Below are 22399 nucleotides of genomic sequence, written 5' to 3'. Positions count from 1 at the left end.
CTGAATGCTTAAAAGAACAAATTCCTGCTCATACTTAGCTTTGATGGTAATCTTCCCTCCACTCGACATCGTCTCGAATGCATTTTTAACTATATTAATAATCACTTATTTAATTTTGTTTACTTCGCAAGAAACCCTCAGATCTGTTACCTAGCCCTGTACTCAATTGCAATATTCGTTAATAAAGCCTGTCTATTTAATAGCACGGCAACATTGTTTATGATTTCGATCAAATTGGCGAATTCCAATTTCGCCGTCTGTGGTTTAGCAAGCATTAATAAATCATCCAGCCAAAAGTAATCACCATCTTTTCTTTTAAACCGGAACCCTCAATCGCGTTTTTGTATAAATTATATAAAGTTCAAATTGCACTTACAGGTGTTGCCGGTCACTTGGGTGGCAAAAAGATAATAGATTAAGATTATGAAGTTCATGCTGGAGTAGCCGAGCAGGGTAATTGCTGATGATGAACTATAGCTGAATACCCCGCTTTTATAGTGGAGAAATATTAAACTTCAGAAAGATTGAGAGCCAAATAAAGCGTATTTCCGCAAATTAAATTTACCATTTACCGAAAAAAGGTTCTCAGTATTATTCAATCTATTTACCTCCTATAACCTGCTAGTAAGCACCATTATTATACAAAGTAAAAGAAGTTGAAAGGGAAGAAGGTAACATGTTTGGAATTTTTTCCATTAATACAAATTTTATAGAAACATGCTGCCTAATTTTATTGGGAGGTGCCTTATGAACAACGCCTATAGCAGAACATCTGCGGTTTTTATCATCCTTGGAATCAGTTTTTTAGCTTTAAGTTATTTAATCGCAGGTGGCGAGCCTTCTGTAGAAAAGGCCAATACGATAAAATTGCTGTTTTTCTCGGCAATCAGTTCAATGATTGTCAGCAACCTGCTGGGGGCAGTAGGTATTATTCGCCGAGAGAGGGGATTGCTCAAATACAGCGGAATGTTAACCGTAACCTTCCTCATCCTCGGTACTGTTTTTGTGCCGATCCTAATGGGGATTTTGGGATTTACAACACCTTAGGCAAAGTTTTTATGTAGAGTACCAGGCGTCGAGATTTGTTGAATGATGCCTGGTATTTATTTTTGTGGCTGGGTCCGCAGGTTGCTTAGCTCCATGGTTGTAGCTCTTGCATAAAGGAATATGCTCGGATTTTTGTAAGAGGATCAGGTAGTAAAATTTTAGCAGTATGTCAGTTTATAATAATTCGGCTAGCTCTTCAAGTCATAGGAGTGTGTTTTAATAATGCGCTCTATAGGCATTAATTAATGACAAACCAAGAATTCTTTAAATCAGGAATGCGGAAAAGACCGCGGATTGGTACTTATACGCGGTCTTTTAGGTTCCAATGGGAGTTCTCTTTAAAGGCAGAAGAAATACAAAGCTATGTGTGAACAACCCTTGTCTTTTCCATTAAAAACACTTTTATAATTCTCTTTAACATTTGTCTATCCATATCCAGAAGCGGAACTCCTGCAGAGGAAAGCATTTTTTTCGTATTTGCAGTAGGGAAATCAATAGTTCTTTGAAAATAGCTGTTAAAAATAGCCATTGAATGATGAAAGCCCAACTCTTCGTTTGTCATTTCTTCCCTTGATAGAAATGAATGAAGCTCCAATTGCGGGAAATCCAGGACCTCCTTTACAATCGACAAAATCTCTGACTGCAGGGGAGGATTTGGATTTGTAATGTTTATTATATCGCCATTTTTGCTATGGTTTAATGCTGCTGTCAAAACATCAATTACATAGTCTATCGGTACCAAATTCTGTGCAATATCCGGATCAAGGACCAGCTTATATGGGTTTTTATTTAGATTGCGGTCTGCTCTTTTTTTCAAGATTTTAATGCCTTTTAAAAATCCATACAAACCGAAATTAGTGTCCGCATTCCCTGTCTTGGAATCACCAATTATGATTGATGGGCGGAGAATGGCAATCTTCAGACTGTCTTTGTATCCGTATACAAGGTGCTCAGCCTTGCACTTGGAAGCCTCATAGGGGTTCACAAAGCTTCGGTCAGTTGAATAAAGTGCTTCAGAGCCTGACACTTCTTTTCCGACTGTATAGGCAGTGCTAATATATAATACCTTGGGACAACCGATCTTTAGTGCAAAATCCAGCACATTTTCGGTACCTTGTACATTGATCATAAAAGTTTTATCCTTATCTTTTTCATCAAATGATAACAGTGCAGCGGCATGGTAAATTGCATCTATTTTACCTTGTAAAGCATCAAGTAGCTGACTGGTTAATCCAAGATATCTATCTGTAACATCACCTTCTATTATATGAATCTTTGAAGAGTAGTTCTTTCCTTCATTCTTCATAAAAGAATCCAATCGGCTGCTTTTCCTTACCAATAAGTACATATCATGCCCCTGCTCTAATAGGTTTAAGCTAAGCTTCTTTCCTAAAAACCCATTGGCCCCTGTTATAAGTATCTTCAATCTATCATCTCAACCTTTCCACATACGTTTTGCTTCTTATTACATTATCGGGAAACAATTCGAAATGCAAAGATAAAATAGTTCTTTAAACGCTTAGTTAAGGTAATTTATGAAACTTATTCCATATTTTAAAAAGGTGAAATTGCCAGATTTATTTTGTACGGTGAAATGGAGGCTGACAGTATTGTTGCTAAAGCTGACAGAAGTTGCTTCAATTGACTTGATGCAATAAAGATTGAATCAAAAAAACTGAGCTCGACCAAAGTCGATATCTCAGTTTTTAGAAAAGTTTCCAGTTTAACCAGCATATCACTGATTTGTTTCTCCCATATATTTGCTAATGAAAAGTAACAATTTTTTCAAGTTCAAAACGATGATGCGGATATCCCTCGTTTGCCGCCTTGCCTACTGGGAGAATCCCAGCGAATTTTGCATGTTCAGGCAAGTCTAAAAGTTCTTTCACTTTTTGCTGATCAAAACCCAGCATAGGGACACTTGAGTAACCTAATCCCTGAACAGCCATCATTAAAAAGCCGAAAGCTATATTGGTTTGTGTTAAACCCCATTGGCCTCGCTCTTCGATGCTCATTCCATTAAAAAAGGAAGCAAGATTCGAGACTTCTTCTTCACGCCGAGCCTCTGGGATGCTGGGGTGAATGGTATCTGGAAGGTTAGCGAGAACATCTTCCATATCGCTGATTACCACAAAGACAGCAGGGGCCGAGCCGACTTGTTTCTGTCCGTAAGCAGCTTCCTCTAGCTTGTTTTTAAGCGTTGATTCAATTACTACGTGAAGGCGCCATGGCTGCAAATTCCAGGCACTCGGGGATAAACGCACCAGTTCTAATATTTTACTCATTTCCTTTTTTGGAATTGGGTCTTCCGTAAAGCGGCGAATACTGTGCCTAGTTTCGATAGCTTCTTCCACTGATAGCGACGTCTGGTCTGCCATATTTTTAATCCTCCTTTTTTTCTATTACCTATCCTTGTATCTGCTGGAAAAAATAGAAGCCAGAGGTTACTCCCTCTGGCTATTGAGTATTAGCGAAACAGTCCGCGGACTGTGTTATTGAAGTCATTAAATAAGCCGTTCCTATTTCCACCGTCACGAATGTCATGAGCATAGCCGGTCATTTGATCGAAAAATCCAGAATCTACTGAGACATAGACGTTATTGATGTCGCGGTTAGCTTCCCTGACTTGATCAGCAATTTGCTGTTCAAATTTGTTGGAAACCTGAGTGTAGCCCTGACCATTGCCGCCGCCTCCGGATTGCCCATACAGGCGGGCAGTACCTGTGTTGGTTCCATTACCAGCTCCATAACTTGCCCCAGCACCATTGCCATTGCCATTGCCATTCCTGCGCCCAGTTCCGTAAGTTCCTAAGTTTGTCCCATCCATCGTGCCAGTTCCTGTATTGCGGCCTATTCCATCTGTTCTGCGTTCCCCGGTGCCGCCAACACCGTTTCCGCCGATGCCGCCCATAATGTTGGTTCCTTCTCTTCCAGTACGATTGCCATTGGACCTCGTATTTCTGGCTGTCCGGTTGTTATCGTCTGCAAGTCTTACTGCAACATAAGCATCGTTGTTGGCGATGATAACATGCGCTTCGTCAACCTCAGCCATACGTTCAATATTCTCTTCAGCATTGTTTTCTACCCGAAGACTACGCTGATTGTAAGATTCTGTTTGGTTTATTTGCATAGTGCCATTTCGGTCTTCACCAGCATTATTAGCTCCACACCCAGCCACGCCAATGATTGAAAGCGATAGAGCTACTATGGTTAATGTTTTGGACATATGTTCACTCCTTAAATTAGTTGTTGCAGATATAGTTTTCCTTGTTGGGGAGACAACTATGCAAAGTGATTAGCGGTAGAAAAACAGAAAGCAAGCCGACATTTGTCATGACTGTGTCTGTGGTTTTGCTTTTCGTCGTTTTCTATAGGAACGATAGAAATTGATTGCAACATACAAACCTAAAAATAAGGTAATAGCTAGCTCTCCAGGGTCCAATACCTTATAGGGGTTTATTGTTTTAAGAAATGAAAGTGAAAAGGGCGTTCCCATAATGATATCAATACCTATGATCAAACCGGTTAATGAAAGGGCGAGCAAGAGGGTAACAAAAAGTAATTTCATTTTAATCACCTTTTCTTTATATCATGAGAGTATTTGCACGTACTTATTCGAGCCAACTTTTTCTTCATAAAATCCACAGCTGTGGTTAAAATAACCAAAATAACTTAAAAGAAGGTGACAGGCGTGCTGAACTGGTTTAAAAAGGAAAAAAGGAAAACAAAGTTTGATAAAAACGATAATTTCCGCCAACGCCTGGATCCTGGTGACCCGAAAAATCTTCCGCTTTTTAATAAGGCACAAGACAATACTGATTACATTAAACACGAGCTTGGGAACAGCAATGATATTGTCGTTCGTCAACTGCTAATTGCTAATAAAATAAAGGCGGCTATCGCTTATACGGATGGCCTTGCGGATAGTAAGGTTATCAGCCAATTTATCGTGGAATCAGCCCACGAGCAAACAGATATGCCCGTTGGAAAAGAAATTTTTCAAGTGGCTAAAGAAAGAGCAGTAGCCCTTGGTGATGTTTCTGAAGTTACTAATTGGGATCAGCTTTTTCCCTCACTTTTATCAGGTGAAACAATCATTTTTATCGATGGATTTCAAAAAGCAATTAAAGGAGATACGAGAGGGGAAGAGAAGCGTGCAATAAGTGAGCCGACGACACAGCTGTCCATACGAGGACCTAAAGACGCTTTTACCGAGTCGTTCCGAACAAATACGAGCCTAATACGCCGCAGAATCAAAAGCCCGAACTTGTGGCTTGAATCCATGAAAATAGGAAAGGTTACCCAGACTGATGTGGGAATCATGTATATAAAAGGTATCGCGAACGAAAAGATCGTTGAAGAGGTGCGCACAAGGCTAAAAAGGATAAATATGGATTCTATTTTAGAGTCAGGTTATATCGAACAACTAATAGAAGATCAAACATTCACTGTCTTTCCAACTGTGTACCATACGGAAAGACCCGATATAATTTGTTCTCACCTTTTGGAGGGCCGGGTCGCTATTATTATTGATGGGACTCCATTTGTACTAAGTGCTCCAGCTGTGTTTATACAGTTTTTCCATGCAGTGGAAGATTATTATGATCGGTTTGATATTGCTACCGCCATTCGGTTGTTAAGAATATTAGCATTTTTTATTTCATTGGTTGCACCCGCTATATACATAGCATTAACAACATTTCACCAGGAAATGATTCCCACCACAATGGCGATCGCCATTGCCGCTCAACGTGAAGGTGTTCCTTTTCCTGCTTTCATTGAGGCGCTGATTATGGAAATCACCTTCGAAATTTTAAGGGAAGCAGGGTTGCGGCTTCCGAGGGCTGTTGGCCAGGCCGTTTCTATTGTTGGAGCGCTTGTTATTGGCCAGGCGGCTGTGCAGGCAGGGCTTGTATCACCAGTAATGGTTATTGTTGTATCAATTACAGCAATAGCAAACTTTGCAACACCAACTTTTGCAATCGCGATAACAACAAGGGTCATGAGATTCGGGCTTATGGTATTAGCTGCTTCTTTTGGCTTTTATGGCATTTTGCTAGGTTTAATATTTATGATTGTTCATTTGTGCTCACTTCGTTCTTTTGGGGTTCCTTATATGGCACCTTTAGCACCGTTTATAGTTGATAATCAGAAAGATGTGTTTATTCGATTTCCACTATGGTCGTTTAAAACACGGCCTCGTTTAATTGCTGATGAAAATATTAAAAGAATGGGCGAAAACCAACAGCCTAGGCCTTCCAAGGGAGGGAACAAGGATGGTTAGAAAACTTTTGTTGGTAATAATTTGCGGAAATATTCTCTTTCTAGGAGGTTGCTGGGATAAAACAGAGCTAACTGAGCTTGCGTTTGTCATGGCAATAGGAGTTGATAAAGCAGAAGATGATGACAAGTTTGAATTCACCTATCAAGTCGTCATTCCTAATAATATTCCATTAGGGCAGTCCGGAATTGGAGGTGAAGGTGTTCCCATTGTTACCTTTACTGCGATTTCAGAAAGTCTTATTGAAGGAACAAGACAGGTTAGCGAGACATTTTCGCGAGAATTGTATTATGCCCATACCGCGGTGGCTGTCTTTGGGGAAGAGGTTGCTAAAAGCAGAATGAATGAAGTATTGGATTTAATGGAACGCGAGCCCGAATTCAGGACCACAACAGCGGTCCTGATTGCAAAAAATGTAAAAGCTAAGGATATTGTTAGTATCCTTACCCCATTAGAAAAAATTCCTGCCGAAAAAATTTCGAAGGCTATTAAAGTATCAGAAGGTCGGTGGGGAGAGTCTTTTGAAGTGGATATTGATGAGGTAGTCAGAGCCTTAGTTTCTGAAGGTAGAGAACCGGCAATTTCAGGAATTACGATCGAAGGGGATGCATCTTCAGGGGGAAAAAAAGAGGATTTAGAAAAGGTAGAATTACCGGTATATTTAAAAGTGAATGGCCTGGCTATCTTTAAAGACGGAAAATTCAACAGTTGGATAGAAGGGAAAAAAGCGCGTGGGGTATCCTGGGTCCTGGACAAAGTAAAGTCGACGGTAGTCAATACTGAGTGGGAAGGCAAGGAGAAAGCAGTTAACCTGAAGGTAATTAGATCAAACACAAAAATCACTTCGAACCTAAACAATGGAGTACCTTCCTTTCACGTTAGTATTTCTATGGAGGGCACCATCAGTGAAGTGAAAGCGGCAGTTGATCTTTCGGATCCGATTGTTTTAATGGAAATTGAGAAAGCACTAGAAAGCGAAATTAAGCAGGAAACTTTAGATGCAATACAAACTGCACAGGCCGTTCCGAGTGATGTCTTTGGATTCGGGGAGCAAATCCATAAGAGTTACCCAAAGAAATGGAAAGAGTTAAAAGGAAGCTGGGAAGAAGAGTTCTCTAAGGCAAAAGTGACGGTATCAGTGGATGTATTTATTAGACGAACAGGGTCACGGACCAAGTCGTTCTTATAACCTAGACGTCAATTGTAAAGCGGGTGTATGAAGTGAATAAGGTGAAGATTAGTCCGACCCAATTATTTGTCCTAATTGTCCTATTTGAAATGGGAAGCTCGATCGTAGTAAGCCTTGGAGCAGAGGCTAAACAGGATGCCTGGATTGCGATATTATTCGGAATGGCTGGAGGCTTTGGACTCTACCTTGTTTACCACCGTCTATATATGTATTATCCAGATCTTACATTAACGGGATACTCGAAAAAGATAGCCGGAAAACTGGTTGGGAATATCATTTCATTTCTTTATATTATTTACTTTATCTATATTGCTGCAAGGGTTTTACGTGACTTTGGAGAATTGCTCGTTATGACATCATATACGTTCACACCACTTCTCATTATTAATGCTTTAATGATGCTGGTTATCATTTATGCAGTTTATAAGGGAATCGAGGTTGTCGCTAGGACGGGAGAACTCTTGTTTTTAGTGGTGTATATAGTAGCTATCTCTGGGTTTATATTAATCATCGCCTCAGGCTTAATAGACCTTTCGAATTTAAAGCCATTTATGGAAACTGGCTTTGTTGCTGTTATAAAAGTAACCTTGACACAAACGCTTACTTTTCCATTTGGAGAAATGGTTGTTTTTGCGATGCTTCTTCCAACACTTAACAAACCGAAGTATGCAAAAAAAGTCGGTCTAATGGCTATTTTGCTCAGCGGAATCAATATTGCGATTACAATGGCCATTAATGTAGCCGTATTAGGACCAGATTTATACTCTCGTGCTCCGTTTCCGCTTTTAACAACCATTAGCAAAATTGAATTTGCTGAATTTATCGAGCGGCTTGACGTCTTCTTTTTACTTTATGCGGTGATTGGCGGTTTCTTTAAAATTGGGATATTTTTCTACGCTGCTGTGATCGGAACAGCTGAGGTGTTTAATTTTAAAGAAACGGAAAAGCTTTGCTTTCCGATTGGGATTATTATTTTATTCGTTTCTATCTCAATCGCAGCTAGCTATCCTGAGCATATTATTGAGGGACTTGATATTGTTCCGATTTATCTGCATTGGCCTATGCAGATCATAATTCCAATTCTTCTCTTAATAGGCGCATACCTAAGAAACCGTAATAAAACCTCAGCCTGACATTTCTATTAAAAAGGTTGTATTTTATCCTACTGGTTCCGTTTTGAGTGATTTCTAATTATAAGAATTGACGTTTGAATTGCCAATTGACATCATTATTATGATGGATAATAAGTTTTGTGAAATTTAAAAAGAGGGACAAAACCTCTGTCATTTGCAGTGACGTTTTGGGTACCAACTTTATGATTAAGCTGATGATTCCACCCGAACTTATCGGCTCGGGGATCAGGTTATGCAACCGATCTGATAAATAGACGGAAAAATTCCCCTTAACTAGTAAGTAGCTCTGAAATAGGATTAAAATAAATGGAGAAATTCCCCTTATTTGACTGAAAAACATGAAAATAGGTAATTTTACTTTGTATAGGCGGAAAAACTCCCCCTATTTTCCCAAAAACGAGATCATTTTTGCATTTAACGGAAAAATCTCCGCTTATTTTACTTTTGAAGATTACTCGATTAAGGACAAGACATCTTATTTAAAAGTGAGTTAGTTTTATCTTAAAAACAAGAGGATCCCATTTTGGAGCGTTACGGTGAACCGTATCACAATTAAGTGAAATTTAATATAATTCCTAATAAAGAACCTCGCCAAATACTATATACCAACAACGATGCTACTACGACAGTCATTTCCGCACGTTTTTTAAGAAAGCACTCAATATCCCAGCTGCTTCCCTAGCCAAGGAAGATCGTTTGATTTAGGTTTATCCGACACCTAGATGGGGAAATTTCAAAAGAAGAACAATTAGAGGAGGTAACATAATGAAAAACAAAACTATGATGACGACAATTGCCTTAGGTGCAGCGTACCTGATGAGAAGCAAAAAGACACGCGACAAATTGATTAATCAATTCAAAAACTTTAAAAATAGCCGCACTGGGAAGCAAAGCATGAAGGAAAACCGTCCAGCAACAAATTAAGGTAAACAGAGGAGCCTATCCATACGAGGATAGGCTTTTTATTTTGCCCTAATTTAAACTTGGCCCTTATCGCCTGACTGCCTATCTTTCATAGATAGTTACCTAATAGAAATAGATGATTGTATCAGAAAAGGCGAATGCACTAGGACAAACAACTATACATACTAGATTTGCCCTACATAGGTTATAGAGAAAAGAAAATTAAGGAGGGTGAGGTTAATGGCAAACTTCAAGAAAATGAATGTAGATGATGCAACTAGGAAAAGTGTCGACTTATTGCTGGATAATGCTTTTAAAAGGAATAAAGTCGCCTTTAAAAAGCCTAAGTTGTCAAAGCGGGAAAAGCAGGAAATCCGTGACCTGTTAAAAAACTTGCAGGATGGAGTAAAAAACCTGACAAAACAACAGACCGACAAATAGACGCAGCATAGTTGAAACTCGCCCGCCAGTAATTTTTGGGACCAATATTAAAATAAGGAGGAATATATAATGGGAGAAAGTAAAGTTTGGGCTGGAGACAGACCTACAGTTAAGTGTAATTCTACAGCTGGAGCGGCAGACAGAAAATGGAGTGCATTAGACCCGGCTTCATTCCATCCGCTAAGTGAACAAGATACGGAAGAGCTGGAAGCTACTGTTAAAACAATTCAGGAATCGTTTGAGCAGATAATCATTAAAGATTCTGCAGATGTTGAAGTAACTACTACAGACACTCAAGCAGCTGTTAACCTTCAGGTTGCACTGCAGGCAGCAATCACGCTCATAATCAGCATCTCTGTTGCAGATAGTTCTGAAGCAGAAAGGCTGACAACGGATCTAATGGGTAACCTTAAGACTCATCAGGTTAACCGCCAGCAGACGTATATCGAAAACTCACGTGGTGTTAGAGTAACAACAACAGACACTGACCTTGCTGTAAACCTACAGCTACTATTGCAAGTTCTAGTATCTCTAGTTGCAAGACTAGACATTCTTTAAAAAAGTAAACGGAACGGTATCCCTAGCTTGGGATACCGTTTTTTCTATTAACCGCTAGCTCAGTACCTATGGAAAGAGAGAGCATTTCAGGGGGACCTAAGAGTTGCTTTTAGAAATTTTTCATTTTTTATTGTAGGGGAAACTACAATTCCAGCGTCTATTAAGTGAAAACATTTATTTATGTAAGATATGAAGTTACATAGGGGGACGTTACAGTGATAAAGGTACAAAGCTTAAGCCATGATTTTGAAATTGGCAGAAAGGGAAATAAAACGATTATTCCTATGCTCAGGGATATATCGTTTGAAGTTAAACAAGGGGAAATCGTCACAATTGTCGGCCGAAGCGGATCTGGTAAGTCAACGCTTCTCAATTTGATCAGTGGGTTTATCCATCCAAAGGAAGGAGAGATCTTGATTAATAATAAAAATGTTACGAAGCTAAGCGAAACGAAATTTGCAGATTTTCGTATCGAACATATAGGGTTTATTTTTCAAAGCTTTCAGCTAATTCCTTCAATGACTGCTTTTCAAAATGTTGAGCTGCCACTCATTTTAAAAGGTGTCAATGAAGCAGACCGAAAAAAAACAACTGAGGAAATTTTAACAACTGTCGGCCTCATTGACTACAAGGATCATTACCCCGGAGAATTATCGGGCGGCCAGCAGCAGAGGGTATCTATTGCAAGGGCACTTATCGTTAACCCTCCCGTTATATTGGCTGATGAACCAACAGGAAGCCTGGATAGTGAGACAGAGCAAGAACTATTACAATTTATAAAAAATTTGAATATGGAGCTGGGGATTACTTTTTTGATTATTACCCATGATCAAAGAGTAGCGGAGATTGGAAACAGGACAATTGAACTGAGAGACGGGCGCATATACTCTCCTGAATTATCCACTAAACAGGAGGTACTCCTATGAAGCTCAAAGACCAGTTCCTATTTGTTCAGCAAAATATGAAAAAGAATCGAACAAGAGTTTTCATGACCATTCTTGCAACAGCAATGGCTTGCGCGTTTTTAATTGTACTAGCTTCTGTTGGATTTGGATTGCACAAGTCAATTATTAAAGAAACGACTGAACAAAGGATTGTAACGCAAATTGATGTACACGGCAAGGAAGAGGGAGATGGAGCATATCGGCCGTTAACTGAAAAAGATATTGAGGCATTGGAGAACCTCGATAATGTTAAAGCGGTTGTTCGCCGGCAAGCATTATTTCAGGAAGGATCCTATAAAATTGGCGAATATGGTTCATGGGCACAAACATATGTGACTCACATTCCTTCTGAAATAAAAGCAGGGTTTGAATTATCAGCAGGGGCCCTGCCGGAAAAAGAGAATGAAATAATTGTCGGCTATGATTTTGCCAACTCTTTGGTTTCAGAGAATGCTAAAGAGGAAGATATGTACGACGAAAAGGGTGTACTTAATGAAAAATACAAGTACCAGGGAGACTTAGTTGGAAAAGAACTGACATTCACAGCTAAACAATGGATTGACGGTGAAGAAAAGAAGAAAGACATTAGTGTTATTGTTGCTGGAATTGGGAAAAAACCGACAAGAGAATGGGTAATGGACCAAAACGTTTTCATTTCACAGGAAACCCTGAAAGAAATTGAAGCATTTACCGGAACTCCGCGCGGTATGATGAACGATCCGAATAGTGGAGCACAGCAAGTTACGGACACGGATAACCATACATTTGAAGAAGTTAAAGTTTATGCCAGAAACCTAGAAGCCGTTGAAGGTGTTACTGAAAAGCTTGAAGAACAGAATTATGCAAGCTACTCAGTTGTATCCGAATTAAAGCAGATAAATATGATATTCACGATTGTCAAAGCAGGGTTGATCCTCATTGGCACAATTGCGATATTAATTGCATCAATAGGAATTTATAATACCATGACAATGGCTGTAACGGAGCGTGCTCCAGACATTGGTATAATGAAAGCGATTGGGGCTAACCCGCGTACTATAAAAAATATATTTTTGCTTGAAAGCAGTTATATCGGGTTAATCGGGGCATTAATTGGAACAGTTGTATCCTATGTAATCAGCTTTGCTGTAAATTTTGCGATCCCAATGATTATTCAAAGTGCTTTTGGAGAAGAACTGCCAGAAGGGTTAATGTTTAGCCATATTCCATTTATCCTGCCGCTGATTTGCATAATTATCTGTTATATTGTTACGATTTTGTCAGGATTGCGCCCTGCTCAGCGCGCTACAAAAATTGATGTTTTGAAGGCAATGAGAAGGGAAATATAATAGAATGGAAGGGTTTGGAATGAAAAATCCAAACCTTTTTCTGGGTTAGTCAGTTAAACGGAAATGACGACGTTGTTACAGGACACAGTTAGAGTAGTTCAGGCTGTTGGCCATGTTTTCAGTAAGCGAAAACTAGATGTCCCGAATGGTCTGGAAGTAAACAACAGCAGAGAAAATTAACAGTGCGTTTAACCAGCGCATTTCTAAAAAAATCAGCAACGATTGAGAATGTAAGTCAAAATAAAAAGCCGCTTCCGGCGGCTGTGTATTTATTACTATTGAACAGCCTCAGGCTGGCTATCATTACCTAAAACAGTTTTAAGGTTTTCTTCCTCATTAAATGTTTTATACAATGCCAAAGATGCACTTGCTACATCAATGTACTGCTCTGTGATGTTTCGGTCTGTAAATAAAATGGTGAACTTCCCATCTGATTCATTATAACTGATTGACACTTCCTGTTTGTTTTTCAAGATAAAATTATGAGTGACATTGCTGTTTGCGAATGTTTTCCCTTTTAATTCTTGGAGCATGTCTTGAATACTAGTTAGATTCATTTTTCAAGCCCCTTTCTGTAAAATATAGGGGGACCCCGCTACAAGCAACCCATTGTTTATTAATTATCTACCTCGTTAAGCGTAAAGGAGAAACTGCATTAAGTAAAGGGATTGGCAAGAATTGAAAAGAAACCGTAATATAGGTGATCTAGTTTGATATGGATTAACTATTCTTTTACAATAGTTAAACATACAGATTTTCGACTGGAGGCACAACATGGAATTTATCTGCTCACAGGCATATATTAAAATGATCAGAGAGATTGACTGGAATGAACAAAAAATCACAGAAACCGAGGAATTTATCCACCTCTATGAGGATGAAATTGTAACATCGGCCCATAGATTTTTAATAAAAGAAGTCCATGATGTTTCATATAAAGTCATGTCTGGAAAACAAGGATTTTTTTATCTTCATACAAATCAAGGTGTATTCCCTTTTCACGTTAAAACAAACCCTAAATACTTTATTGACCAGTATAAACAATTAAAGAAAAAGGGGACTTAAGGGGGAGGAAGAGTGAATAAGAAAGGCGGCATCTAAAATGAGATAGCCACCGCCGTTAAAGGATTTAAGGTTTTAAGACAACTTTAATGCAGTCGTCGGTTCGGGTATCAAAAATCTCGTAACCGTGTTTTGCCTGTTCTAAAGGAATGACATGTGAAATAACATCCTTTGGATCAAATTTTCCGTCTCCCATCATTTCAAATAGCTTGGGCATAATTGGGATGACTGGTGCCTGGCCCATTTTCAGATCGATGTTACGGTTAAAAATATCTCCAAGCGGAAAGCCATTGTATCTTCCCCCATAAACCCCTGTAATTTGGATGGTTCCTGCCTTCCGAACCGCCTGGCTGGCAATTACTATTCCGCCCATCGCTCCTCCATGAAGCTTCAGGCCGCTGCCAAGCTGTTCCATAGGAGTCATTTTACCGCTCATTCCTGTACAATCTATAACAACATCTGCTCCGCCGCTTGTCATCTCGTTGATATACTCGCCAACGTTTTCATGCTGTTCGATATTGACTGTTTCTACCTTATTGGTTTTTTTAGCGTGCTCGAGCCGATAAGTAAGGTGATCAGCGGCTATAACTCGCTTTGCTCCTTTAAGCCAGGCGAATTTTTGGGCAAGTAATCCAACTGGCCCGCACCCTAGAACAACAACGGTATCCCCACTTTTTACTCCACCATGTTCAACACTCCAATAAGCTGTAGAAGCAGCATCTGCTATTAAAGTTAAATTTTCATCTTCAACTTCAGCATTCTCAGGTACTTTGAAGGGAGTGAAATTTCCATAGGGAACACGCATGTATTCAGCTTGTCCACCTGCATAACCACCAGTTGTCTCTGAATAGCCAAAGAATCCGCCCATATCTCCATGTTGGTTTGAGTTGTCGCATTGACTAGTGATATCATTCTCGCAAAACCAGCAATGCCCGCAGCTTACATTAAATGGGATGATAACGCGGTCACCCTTTTTGACTTTCGTAACCTCAGGGCCAACTTCCTCAACGATTCCAACGGGCTCATGGCCGATTACATAATCGGTTGGCATATTCGGAATAAGCGCATGGAGCAAATGTAAATCAGAACCGCAAATAGCTGAGGCAGTGACTTTTACAATTATATCGTCAACACTAGTAATGGATGGATCCTTGACATCTTTAACTTGTACGTTTTTGATGCCTTGGTACGTAACTGCTTTCATTAACAGGATCTCCTCCTTTTATTTATTTGGCGTTGCCATCATTCCAAGTCGGTCTGTGTCTCTTGGATATAGGTTCATTTCAGCAATATCAAGGGCCATGTCAGCAGATTTTAAATCTAACTCCACTTGTTTGCCAACATCATGGGAATAAAGCCAGCCTTTGCTAATCATCAAATCGGACAATTCTGCATGTAAATCCATACTTTCTTCCATCTGTTTAAACAAGGTATTCCGGACTTCTGGACTGGATGTTTCTGTTAAAGCAAAGGAGTAATTACGTATTCCATTTTTTACAGATAACAAAAAGTCCAAGGCGAATGCTGCATCTGCCTTATCCGGCATTCCTTCAGCACTACCTGGATCTAAAAAATCCATTGTTCTCATGACTTTCACCTCATTGTAAAGTAGTTCGCGCTTTTGTATATAATTCCTTAAGTTCTTTTATCGCTCTTGAAGATTGCTCGACATCTTTCTGCATTAAATTTTTCAAATCATTGTCAAAGCAAATGCCCTGCATAAGTTTTGAGCGAACTAGACAGATCGTTTTAAAATTAAGAATTTCATGAGTTTCCATTGTTTCATGAAAGGCCATTGCTTCCTGTTGTTCCATGATCTATCACCTCCACAAGTCTTTAACAAAGTTAATTTACTCCTTACTGGAGGGATTTATACAATCGAGAAGAGAGAGAGGAGGGCTTCCATGAATAATTACCTATCAAATACACACGCTAAAAAAGTAAATTATTTTAGAGGAAGTGAATATGATGGGAACTTTGGGAGTGCATGAAACTTTAGATTTACATGAAATATTAACCTTTAAAAATCTCTGTGTTACCAAGTCAGCTTTGATGAGTAAGCTGGTTCAGGATGACGAACTTAAACAAATTTTAGAAAATGATGCTGCAAGTGGATACCAAGAGATTCAACAATTGCAAGGGTTAATAAGAGCAGGGAGGCCAGTCTTGTGAATGAACTGATTCAGAAGATAATAGGAATGGGCGGGATGACTGAACAGGTTATTGCTACCGATTTCTTGATCGCCGCCAAGTCGGGGGTCCGAAATCTGGCAGTTGCGATTACAGAAACAGCGACACCTGAAATGCGTGAGATTTTAAGGGAACAGTTGAGGACCGCTGTCGAGACACATGAAAACATCAGCAATTATATGATTTCGAAAGGATATTATTATCCCAGTGATATAAGCCAGCAGATTCACGTCGATATGACAGCAGCTGAAACAGCCATGAACCTGGCGGATAAATAGTCATACGGAAACAATAATTATGAAAGCAGAAAAAGCTGTCCAGTTGCCGGACAGCTTTCTACGTTATTGTATTATGATTTTAGCAGGTCATGGTCAACATAACGTTCTCCGTTTAACTCGCTAAGCACATTAATAGCTACCTTTGCGCCGTCACCTGCAGTGATGATTGTATGAACACTGACATTTGCACAAGTGCCAGCTGCCCAGACTCCTTCGATGCTGGTTCTTCCGTTATGGTCTGCATCAATGACTCTTTTAATGCGCGGTTCTGAACCATCCTTTGTTTTCACACCTAGCTTTTCGGCTAGATCAATGCTTAACCCGGTTGCAAGAATGATGTGCTTGGCTTCAAAGACACCGTTTTCTGTTTCGACGCTGAATCCTTCATCAGCTTTTTTAATCGTTAAGGCTTCACCTTCAACGATCTTTGCCCCAAATTCTGCAGCCTGTTTTTTACCAATAGCCACTAGTTCTGGTCCGTCAATTTCTGGAACACCATAATGGTTTTTAATCCAAGCTTTTTTTGTAATACTCTTATCATGATCAAGGACCAATGTTTGTTTCCCAGCTTTTGCAGCAAAAAGAGCAGCACTGGCTCCAGCCGGTCCAGCTCCAACAATTAAAATATCATACATACCTAAAAATTCCCCCTTAAACCAAATATTTCATTTCCATATTAGTGTAACAAATTCACCTCTCAGCTTCCTTAAATATGCTTGTCCTTGGGTTTTATAGTTTGATATGTCTGAATGTTGAAACTTTTATTTAGAATAAACGTACTAATAATAAAGGTTATAAAAATAGGGGTTGTAGTAATGAGAACGTGGGGACGTTGTGTGTTATCCTGCTTATCATTCTGGCAGGCTGCTCAAGCAGTAAATCGACTAAGATCCTTATAAAATGCCCTCAATTTTGGATTTCCATCTTAATAATAAAAACCAGAAAGGGTGACGGAGTATGGTTTGGTTAGCTCTTTTCGGAGGACTGCTAGGTTTTGGTGTTTAGTTGACTGGATATACAAAAAACTCGGCATTTCTGATCTGGTTCCAGAAGAAAATGCCAAGCATGTGTCAGGTTATGAAAGAGCATATGTGGAATCCCACATGCACACTATTAAGAATGAAATTGATAATGGCATGATGTAATTGCAGAAAACCCCTACGATGATTAAAAACCTGGGAACTTTCTGGGTCCTGAATACAAAAAAGCAGTGTGAAGGAAGGGAATTCCCTCTTTCTACACTGCTTTTTGAATATATTGATTTGTGAATTGGTACAAGATTTGGCTAGAGATCGCTGCGTACCCATCTGAATTGGGGTGAACACCATCAGCCGATAAATGATGGAGGTTTTTACCGTTAATTACTTTAGTTGTTTCAACAACGATTGCGTTCGGATTTTGCTTAGCAACCTCATAGATTTTCACATTCCATTTTGGAAGCAATTTTTCTGCAAGGCTGTATACTTGATTATCAGGGTGCAAAGGGTTGTATAGTTCAAGCAATACAATCGCGGCATTGGGATTAAGCTTGTCAATATGGGCGACAATGGAATTGAGATTCTCAGAAAAGTTCGATTGAAGCTGTTCGAATTCCTGGAAGGCACGGTAATAATCTTGTTTCTGTGCCATGCGTAAAACATCATTTCCTCCAACATTGATCGTAATAATGTCTGCATACTTAAACTGTTGGTCGAACTGGCCTGCTTGGACGATTGAATTTAATTCGCCACTGGTTATCCCGTTAATGCCTTCGTTTTGGAGATGAACACTTTTACCCGTGTTTTCCTCAAGCTGACTGGAAAATTGGTGAACGAGACTCTCATCATGATTAGCTCCGTAGCCGCGGATTACAGAGTCTCCTATAGCTAGATGATCAATTTGCTGCTCTGTTGAATCTTGAAAATAATTTATATATGAAGTTTTTTGCACATCAGTGGTGGTTTCGATGGCTTGCTTTTTCATTCTTTCAATCTGGTATTGCGGATAGTAAAACCAAGCCGAAACACAAAGTGCACCAACGATTACAAAAACTAATAATAGCTTGAATAGTTTCAAAAGCTCCTCTCCTTTATATCCTTATTATACCAAGATAGCAAAGAAAAATATTTAGGGTTTCTTTTCCAATTGTGGCTTGAATATTCAAATATTTTTATAAAAATTCTAATTAAAATAATGAATTTATCAATCCATTTTTATTTCAGATAATATTATTTGAAAATGTTCGTTCTAGGATGTATCTTTGTTATGATTAATATAGAAGAAATGCATATTTTTTGGTGCACGCGGGAATAGATGAAGAAATACAACAATCGCTACTTACTGCATTTGAAAATATGGGTAACTTTTTAAATTAACCGTAACACATCTGATTATATGGCTGCTTTTTCCTATTATTGTAAAATGTCGAAAATTTATTCCTAGCTGGAGGACAAAAAGTGTTTATAGCAATTTTATTTTTTTTACTAATGTCATTCTTTTTATCTGGAAGTGAAACGGCACTTACAGCCGTAAATAAGATGAAAATTAAGACAAAGGCAGATAATGATGATAAAAAATCGCAAAAGCTGCTTAAGCTCGTTTCTAAACCGAATGAACTGATTACAGGAATCTTGATTGGAAATAATATTGCCAATATTATGCTGCCTACCCTAGTTACAATAGTTGCGATTGAGTATGGCTTTAATGTTGGAATTGCGACAGGTATATTGACTTTAGTCCTGATTGTTTTTGCTGAAGTCCTCCCAAAGTCGATTGCAGCCACTTTTTCAGAAAAGGTTGCTTATACTGTTTTTCCTGTTATTAGAGTCCTGTTAATATTGTTTAAACCGCTGACTTTCCTTTTAACCGGTTTTACAAGAACAATTATTAAGATGATTTCAGGGGGAAAAGCAGAGCCTGTTTCAATTTCTAAAGAAGAGCTAATTACAATGGTGGACATTGCTGCTCTGGAGGGAACCTTCCGAAATGAAGAAACTCAAAGGATTAAAGGGGCAATTGATTTTCAAAACCTTGATGTAAAAGATGCTCTTAAAACGCCGCGGACTGAAATAATCGGAATTCCTATTGAAGCTGCGTTTGAGGACGCAAGAGATATTGTCTTAAACAATAGTTTTACGAGATACCCGATTTTCAAAGAGAACATGGATAATATTGTCGGTGTGTTTCATTCCAAGCTGCTCATTTCCTGGTCACTTAACCCTAAAATGGCTTTAGACGACTTGATAGATAAAGAACCTCTGTTTGTATTCGAGTTTCATTCAATTGAAAGAGTTTTTAAGAAGATGCTGAAAGAGCGTAAGCATATTGCTATTGTCCTTGATGAATATGGAGGAACAGAGGGAATCATCACGAATGAGGATATCATTGAAGCGATGATTGGCCTCGAGATTAAAGATGAGATGGATGAAGATGAAGAAGTGTTAATCGATGAATTAACTGATTCCCATATTATTTGCAACGGCAAGCTCGGTCTGCATCGACTAAATGAAGTTTTTAAAACCAAACTTCCTGAAGAGGAAGACAATCTGTCAGGGTTTCTTTTAAAAGAGATCGGTCATTTCCCAGCAGAAGGGGATACATTTGAATATCACCATTTGCATTTTGAAATCAAATCGATTGATGATAACCGTTTGAAACTGATTGAAATAAAGAAGAAAACACCTAGTTAGAATTATAGCAGCTCTGCATTTCTTGCATGGCTGTTTTTTTATTCATCAAAATGGGTAACATAAAAATATTTACCGAAAAAAGCCGCTTGTTTATCTATAATTGTTTGAACTAGGGAGAATAAGGTATACAAGCATTACGGGAATCAACGTAACGCAGACTATAAGGGGGATTTTTTGTGAAACTGACACCTGAGCAGCGTATTGAATTACACGGGTTTAATAACCTGACAAAATCATTAAGCTTCAACATGTATGATATATGTTATACACGGACAAAAGAAGAGCGTGAGGCATATATAGAATACATTGATGAGCAATACAGCGCTGATCGATTGACCAAAATACTTTCAAATGTTGCTGATATTATCGGAGCCCACCTCCTTAATGTGGCGAAACAAGATTACGTGCCGCAGGGAGCGAGTGTAACGATGCTCGTATCTGAAGGACCTGTTGTTGAGGTCCCAACTGAAGAATCTTTTGAGGAATCACCAGGGCCATTGCCGGACAATGTTGTGATGCAGCTTGATAAGAGCCATATTACCGTTCATACTTATCCTGAATTCCATCCTACCGAGGGAATTAGTACATTCAGGGCAGATATAGATGTTGCGACTTGCGGGGAAATTTCGCCCTTAAAAGCATTGAACTACCTGATCCATTCCTTTGAAACAGATGTGATGACAATCGATTATAGAGTTCGCGGATTTACACGTGATAAAAATGGACGTAAGCTGTTTATCGACCATGATATTAGTTCAATCCAAAACTACATTCCAGATGTTATCAAAGATTCCTATGATATGATTGATGTGAATGTGTATCAAGAAAATATCTTTCATACCAAATGCAAGCTGAAAGAGTTTGATTTAAACAATTATCTGTTTGGTTATTCGAAAACAAAGTTAAATTCGGAAGAACAAGACGAAATTACAGAACGACTGCAAATTGAAATGGATGAAATTTTTTACGGTAAAAATATCAATATGCCTCAATAACAAGAGATTGATTATAGGTGCTGTGCTAACGCAAGTGTTGGTTCAGCATCTTTTTGATTATTGCAAATAAACTGCCAGAGTCTTACAATAGGATCAAGAATCTTTTAAAAATGGGGAATGCTCTTGAGCTTGCTTTCCGGTTTGCTTATCAATCTGCTGGCTATTCTAATCACTGTGTTAATAGGAAACATGCTTCTTTTGAATAAATCCAGGTTTTTGCGTATTTCTTATAGAAAACTTGAGCTGTTCCTTGTCCCCGCCTTCTTAATTATCATCAGCCTTCTCTTAGCAGTACCAGTCGGCAACCACGGATTTATTTATGATTTGAGGTTTATACCATTTCTATTAGCGGGATTGTACGGGGGGAAACGAGTAACAATAGCTCTTAGCTTCCTTCTTATTGTCAGCCGCTTTTTGCTTGGGGGAAGCGGCGTCTGGGTATCACTCCTGCTCATATTGCTGTCCTCTACCGGCATTATATGGCTTTCTTACCGTTATTTTCAAAAGCCCTTGCATGTTAAGGTGACCGTTGTTACGGCGTCAGCCTTTGTTTATTCAATTATAGGATTTTTGATCCCATCGCTGGTTTTCGGCTTTAATGATTATTCTTCCTTTTTCATTTACTCCCTCGTCTTAACTACATCAGCCTTTTTTGTTACCTATCTATTGGAAGTTCTTAGAACAGCCTATATTTTGCAGCTAGAATCAATCAAATTTGAAAAAATGGAAATTGTCAGCCACTTGGCCGCAAGTATCAGCCATGAGGTCAGAAATCCATTGACTGCTGTTAAAGGTTTTTTACAGCTGATACATGAAAATCCCAAAACATCAGAAGAAAGTAAAGCTTACGCATCTTTTGCAATTGAAGAAACAAGCAGGGCTACCGGAATTATAGATGACTACCTCACCTTTGCAAAGCCTCATTCAGAAGAAGAAACCGCCATGTGTTTAGAATCCGAAATCAAAAAGTGTGTAGAAATCCTCAGTCCGCTGGCCTTAAAGCAGGGTGTGGAGTTGGAAAGCTTATTGCTTCATAATAGCAGGATTCACGGAGATCCCCATAAGTTTCAGCAAGTTTTAATCAATATTGGCAAAAATTCGATAGAAGCGATGCCTAGCGGAGGAGTTATATCGATAGTAACCTCGGAGGCAGAAGGAAAAGTTAATATTCGCATCACGGATACAGGAATTGGTATGAGTCCACAGCACATTGCTCGGCTTGGTGAACCGTATTTCTCATTAAAAGAACAGAAAGGGACAGGATTGGGGATGATGGTTGTCTTTCGAATTGTCGACAGCATGAGAGGAACAGTAAAGGTTACCAGTGAATACAAGGTTGGCACTTCAATTACACTCACATTCCCTGCTATCACATAGTAATC

Annotated in this window: 26 protein-coding genes; 15 read left to right on the top strand and 11 right to left on the bottom strand. The window is 39.0% G+C overall.

Going from position 1 to position 22399, the window contains the following annotated elements; genetic code table 11:
- Positions 1-146: 146 nt before the first annotated feature.
- Positions 147-275, bottom strand: a complete 129-nt coding sequence (locus tag HRJ06_RS23450; RefSeq protein ID WP_277874662.1) for a hypothetical protein — start codon at positions 273-275, stop codon at positions 147-149.
- A gap of 472 nt (positions 276-747) precedes the next feature.
- Here HRJ06_RS23450 and HRJ06_RS07885 point away from each other — a divergent pair, with 472 nt between their 5' ends.
- On the top strand, positions 748-1047 hold the full coding sequence (locus tag HRJ06_RS07885; protein ID WP_174731488.1) for a hypothetical protein: 300 nt from the start codon (positions 748-750) through the stop codon (positions 1045-1047).
- 361 nt (positions 1048-1408) lie between these two features.
- Here HRJ06_RS07885 and HRJ06_RS07880 read toward each other — a convergent pair whose 3' ends face one another.
- The 4 genes from HRJ06_RS07880 to HRJ06_RS07865 all read right to left on the bottom strand — a co-directional run bounded on the left by HRJ06_RS07880 (position 1409) and on the right by HRJ06_RS07865 (position 4615).
- Positions 1409-2473, bottom strand: coding sequence for an SDR family oxidoreductase (locus tag HRJ06_RS07880; RefSeq protein ID WP_174731485.1), 1065 nt, complete (start codon positions 2471-2473; stop codon positions 1409-1411).
- Between the two features lie 337 nt (positions 2474-2810).
- A complete protein-coding gene (locus HRJ06_RS07875; RefSeq protein WP_174731482.1) occupies positions 2811-3425 on the bottom strand; it encodes a nitroreductase family protein in 615 nt (204 codons plus the stop codon).
- An 89-nt stretch (positions 3426-3514) separates the two neighbouring features.
- Entirely contained in the window at positions 3515-4273 is a 759-nt protein-coding gene (locus HRJ06_RS07870) for a YhcN/YlaJ family sporulation lipoprotein (RefSeq protein WP_174731479.1), read from the bottom strand.
- A gap of 105 nt (positions 4274-4378) precedes the next feature.
- Entirely contained in the window at positions 4379-4615 is a 237-nt protein-coding gene (locus tag HRJ06_RS07865) for a YczF family membrane protein (RefSeq protein WP_174731476.1), read from the bottom strand.
- Between the two features lie 126 nt (positions 4616-4741).
- Between HRJ06_RS07865 and HRJ06_RS07860 the strand changes: the two genes are divergently transcribed.
- The 8 genes from HRJ06_RS07860 to HRJ06_RS07825 all read left to right on the top strand — a co-directional run bounded on the left by HRJ06_RS07860 (position 4742) and on the right by HRJ06_RS07825 (position 12824).
- Positions 4742-6331 (top strand): spore germination protein, encoded by a 1590-nt coding sequence (locus HRJ06_RS07860; protein WP_197969897.1) that lies wholly within the window; start codon positions 4742-4744, stop codon positions 6329-6331.
- A complete protein-coding gene (locus HRJ06_RS07855; protein ID WP_174731470.1) occupies positions 6324-7517 on the top strand; it encodes a Ger(x)C family spore germination protein in 1194 nt (397 codons plus the stop codon). Before HRJ06_RS07860 ends, HRJ06_RS07855 begins: the two co-directional genes overlap by 8 nt.
- A gap of 32 nt (positions 7518-7549) precedes the next feature.
- Positions 7550-8650, top strand: a complete 1101-nt coding sequence (locus HRJ06_RS07850) for a GerAB/ArcD/ProY family transporter (RefSeq protein ID WP_174731468.1) — start codon at positions 7550-7552, stop codon at positions 8648-8650.
- A 765-nt stretch (positions 8651-9415) separates the two neighbouring features.
- On the top strand, positions 9416-9574 hold the full coding sequence (locus HRJ06_RS07845; RefSeq protein WP_174731465.1) for a hypothetical protein: 159 nt from the start codon (positions 9416-9418) through the stop codon (positions 9572-9574).
- 219 nt (positions 9575-9793) lie between these two features.
- Positions 9794-9994: a hypothetical protein gene (locus tag HRJ06_RS07840; RefSeq protein WP_174731462.1), complete on the top strand. Its 201-nt coding sequence runs from the start codon at positions 9794-9796 to the stop codon at positions 9992-9994.
- A gap of 69 nt (positions 9995-10063) precedes the next feature.
- Complete coding sequence (locus tag HRJ06_RS07835; RefSeq protein ID WP_174731459.1) at positions 10064-10552, top strand: spore coat protein; 489 nt, start codon at positions 10064-10066, stop codon at positions 10550-10552.
- Positions 10553-10767: 215 nt separating this feature from the next.
- Positions 10768-11478, top strand: a complete 711-nt coding sequence (locus HRJ06_RS07830; RefSeq protein WP_174731456.1) for an ATP-binding cassette domain-containing protein — start codon at positions 10768-10770, stop codon at positions 11476-11478.
- Positions 11475-12824 carry an ABC transporter permease gene (locus HRJ06_RS07825; protein WP_174731453.1) on the top strand — a complete coding sequence of 450 codons (1350 nt, stop codon included), beginning with the start codon at positions 11475-11477 and terminating at the stop codon, positions 12822-12824. Before HRJ06_RS07830 ends, HRJ06_RS07825 begins: the two co-directional genes overlap by 4 nt.
- Before the next feature lie 275 nt (positions 12825-13099).
- Here the strand turns inward: HRJ06_RS07825 and HRJ06_RS07820 are convergent, their stop codons facing one another.
- Complete coding sequence (locus HRJ06_RS07820) at positions 13100-13381, bottom strand: hypothetical protein (protein ID WP_174731450.1); 282 nt, start codon at positions 13379-13381, stop codon at positions 13100-13102.
- Between the two features lie 217 nt (positions 13382-13598).
- Here HRJ06_RS07820 and HRJ06_RS07815 point away from each other — a divergent pair, with 217 nt between their 5' ends.
- Positions 13599-13889: a hypothetical protein gene (locus tag HRJ06_RS07815; RefSeq protein WP_174731448.1), complete on the top strand. Its 291-nt coding sequence runs from the start codon at positions 13599-13601 to the stop codon at positions 13887-13889.
- A 64-nt stretch (positions 13890-13953) separates the two neighbouring features.
- On the opposite strand, the gene HRJ06_RS07810 is transcribed toward HRJ06_RS07815, so the two are convergent.
- The 3 genes from HRJ06_RS07810 to HRJ06_RS07800 are packed head-to-tail and all read right to left on the bottom strand — an operon-like array spanning position 13954 to position 15700.
- Positions 13954-15090, bottom strand: a complete 1137-nt coding sequence (locus HRJ06_RS07810; protein WP_174731445.1) for a zinc-dependent alcohol dehydrogenase — start codon at positions 15088-15090, stop codon at positions 13954-13956.
- Positions 15091-15108: 18 nt separating this feature from the next.
- The gene (locus HRJ06_RS07805; protein WP_242035163.1) at positions 15109-15474 is read right to left on the bottom strand and encodes a spore coat protein; all 366 of its coding nucleotides are present in this window, start codon (positions 15472-15474) and stop codon (positions 15109-15111) included.
- A 10-nt stretch (positions 15475-15484) separates the two neighbouring features.
- Entirely contained in the window at positions 15485-15700 is a 216-nt protein-coding gene (locus HRJ06_RS07800) for a spore coat protein (RefSeq protein ID WP_174731443.1), read from the bottom strand.
- Positions 15701-15851: 151 nt separating this feature from the next.
- On the opposite strand from HRJ06_RS07800, the gene HRJ06_RS07795 reads away from it, so the two are divergent.
- Positions 15852-16058 carry a hypothetical protein gene (locus HRJ06_RS07795; RefSeq protein WP_174731440.1) on the top strand — a complete coding sequence of 69 codons (207 nt, stop codon included), beginning with the start codon at positions 15852-15854 and terminating at the stop codon, positions 16056-16058.
- A complete protein-coding gene (locus tag HRJ06_RS07790) occupies positions 16055-16354 on the top strand; it encodes a spore coat protein (RefSeq protein WP_174731437.1) in 300 nt (99 codons plus the stop codon). Before HRJ06_RS07795 ends, HRJ06_RS07790 begins: the two co-directional genes overlap by 4 nt.
- 71 nt (positions 16355-16425) lie before the next feature.
- On the opposite strand, the gene HRJ06_RS07785 is transcribed toward HRJ06_RS07790, so the two are convergent.
- Positions 16426-16989: an FAD-dependent oxidoreductase gene (locus HRJ06_RS07785; protein ID WP_174731434.1), complete on the bottom strand. Its 564-nt coding sequence runs from the start codon at positions 16987-16989 to the stop codon at positions 16426-16428.
- A 601-nt stretch (positions 16990-17590) separates the two neighbouring features.
- Entirely contained in the window at positions 17591-18409 is an 819-nt protein-coding gene (locus HRJ06_RS07780; protein WP_174731431.1) for an SGNH/GDSL hydrolase family protein, read from the bottom strand.
- Between the two features lie 380 nt (positions 18410-18789).
- On the opposite strand from HRJ06_RS07780, the gene HRJ06_RS07775 reads away from it, so the two are divergent.
- The 3 genes from HRJ06_RS07775 (at position 18790) to HRJ06_RS07765 (ending at position 22394) form a co-directional block, all read left to right on the top strand.
- A complete protein-coding gene (locus tag HRJ06_RS07775; protein WP_174731428.1) occupies positions 18790-20022 on the top strand; it encodes a CNNM domain-containing protein in 1233 nt (410 codons plus the stop codon).
- 176 nt (positions 20023-20198) lie between these two features.
- Positions 20199-21017: an adenosylmethionine decarboxylase gene (gene speD, locus HRJ06_RS07770; protein ID WP_174731425.1), complete on the top strand. Its 819-nt coding sequence runs from the start codon at positions 20199-20201 to the stop codon at positions 21015-21017.
- A gap of 123 nt (positions 21018-21140) precedes the next feature.
- Positions 21141-22394 (top strand): ATP-binding protein, encoded by a 1254-nt coding sequence (locus HRJ06_RS07765; protein WP_174731422.1) that lies wholly within the window; start codon positions 21141-21143, stop codon positions 22392-22394.
- Positions 22395-22399: the final 5 nt, after the last annotated feature.

The sequence above is a fragment of the Mesobacillus harenae genome (assembly GCF_013343715.1).
Taxonomy (GTDB): Bacteria; Bacillota; Bacilli; order Bacillales; family Cytobacillaceae; genus Mesobacillus_A; species Mesobacillus_A harenae.
The sequence above is the reverse complement of the archived record's forward strand: the minus strand, read 5'-3'. Positions and strand labels throughout refer to the sequence as shown.

Coding starts and splice junctions, on each gene's coding strand:
- HRJ06_RS07875 (WP_174731482.1), bottom strand. CDS start 3,425: ATGGCAGACCAGACGTCGCTATCAGTGGAAGAAGCTATCGAAACTAGG.
- HRJ06_RS07805 (WP_242035163.1), bottom strand. CDS start 15,474: ATGAGAACAATGGATTTTTTAGATCCAGGTAGTGCTGAAGGAATGCCG.
- HRJ06_RS07870 (WP_174731479.1), bottom strand. CDS start 4,273: ATGTCCAAAACATTAACCATAGTAGCTCTATCGCTTTCAATCATTGGC.
- HRJ06_RS07845 (WP_174731465.1), top strand. CDS start 9,416: ATGAAAAACAAAACTATGATGACGACAATTGCCTTAGGTGCAGCGTAC.
- HRJ06_RS07800 (WP_174731443.1), bottom strand. CDS start 15,700: ATGGAACAACAGGAAGCAATGGCCTTTCATGAAACAATGGAAACTCAT.
- HRJ06_RS23450 (WP_277874662.1), bottom strand. CDS start 275: ATGCTTGCTAAACCACAGACGGCGAAATTGGAATTCGCCAATTTGATC.
- HRJ06_RS07810 (WP_174731445.1), bottom strand. CDS start 15,090: ATGAAAGCAGTTACGTACCAAGGCATCAAAAACGTACAAGTTAAAGAT.
- HRJ06_RS07820 (WP_174731450.1), bottom strand. CDS start 13,381: ATGAATCTAACTAGTATTCAAGACATGCTCCAAGAATTAAAAGGGAAA.
- HRJ06_RS07825 (WP_174731453.1), top strand. CDS start 11,475: ATGAAGCTCAAAGACCAGTTCCTATTTGTTCAGCAAAATATGAAAAAG.
- HRJ06_RS07835 (WP_174731459.1), top strand. CDS start 10,064: ATGGGAGAAAGTAAAGTTTGGGCTGGAGACAGACCTACAGTTAAGTGT.
- HRJ06_RS07815 (WP_174731448.1), top strand. CDS start 13,599: ATGGAATTTATCTGCTCACAGGCATATATTAAAATGATCAGAGAGATT.
- HRJ06_RS07840 (WP_174731462.1), top strand. CDS start 9,794: ATGGCAAACTTCAAGAAAATGAATGTAGATGATGCAACTAGGAAAAGT.
- HRJ06_RS07785 (WP_174731434.1), bottom strand. CDS start 16,989: ATGTATGATATTTTAATTGTTGGAGCTGGACCGGCTGGAGCCAGTGCT.
- HRJ06_RS07885 (WP_174731488.1), top strand. CDS start 748: ATGAACAACGCCTATAGCAGAACATCTGCGGTTTTTATCATCCTTGGA.
- HRJ06_RS07865 (WP_174731476.1), bottom strand. CDS start 4,615: ATGAAATTACTTTTTGTTACCCTCTTGCTCGCCCTTTCATTAACCGGT.
- HRJ06_RS07795 (WP_174731440.1), top strand. CDS start 15,852: ATGATGGGAACTTTGGGAGTGCATGAAACTTTAGATTTACATGAAATA.
- HRJ06_RS07855 (WP_174731470.1), top strand. CDS start 6,324: ATGGTTAGAAAACTTTTGTTGGTAATAATTTGCGGAAATATTCTCTTT.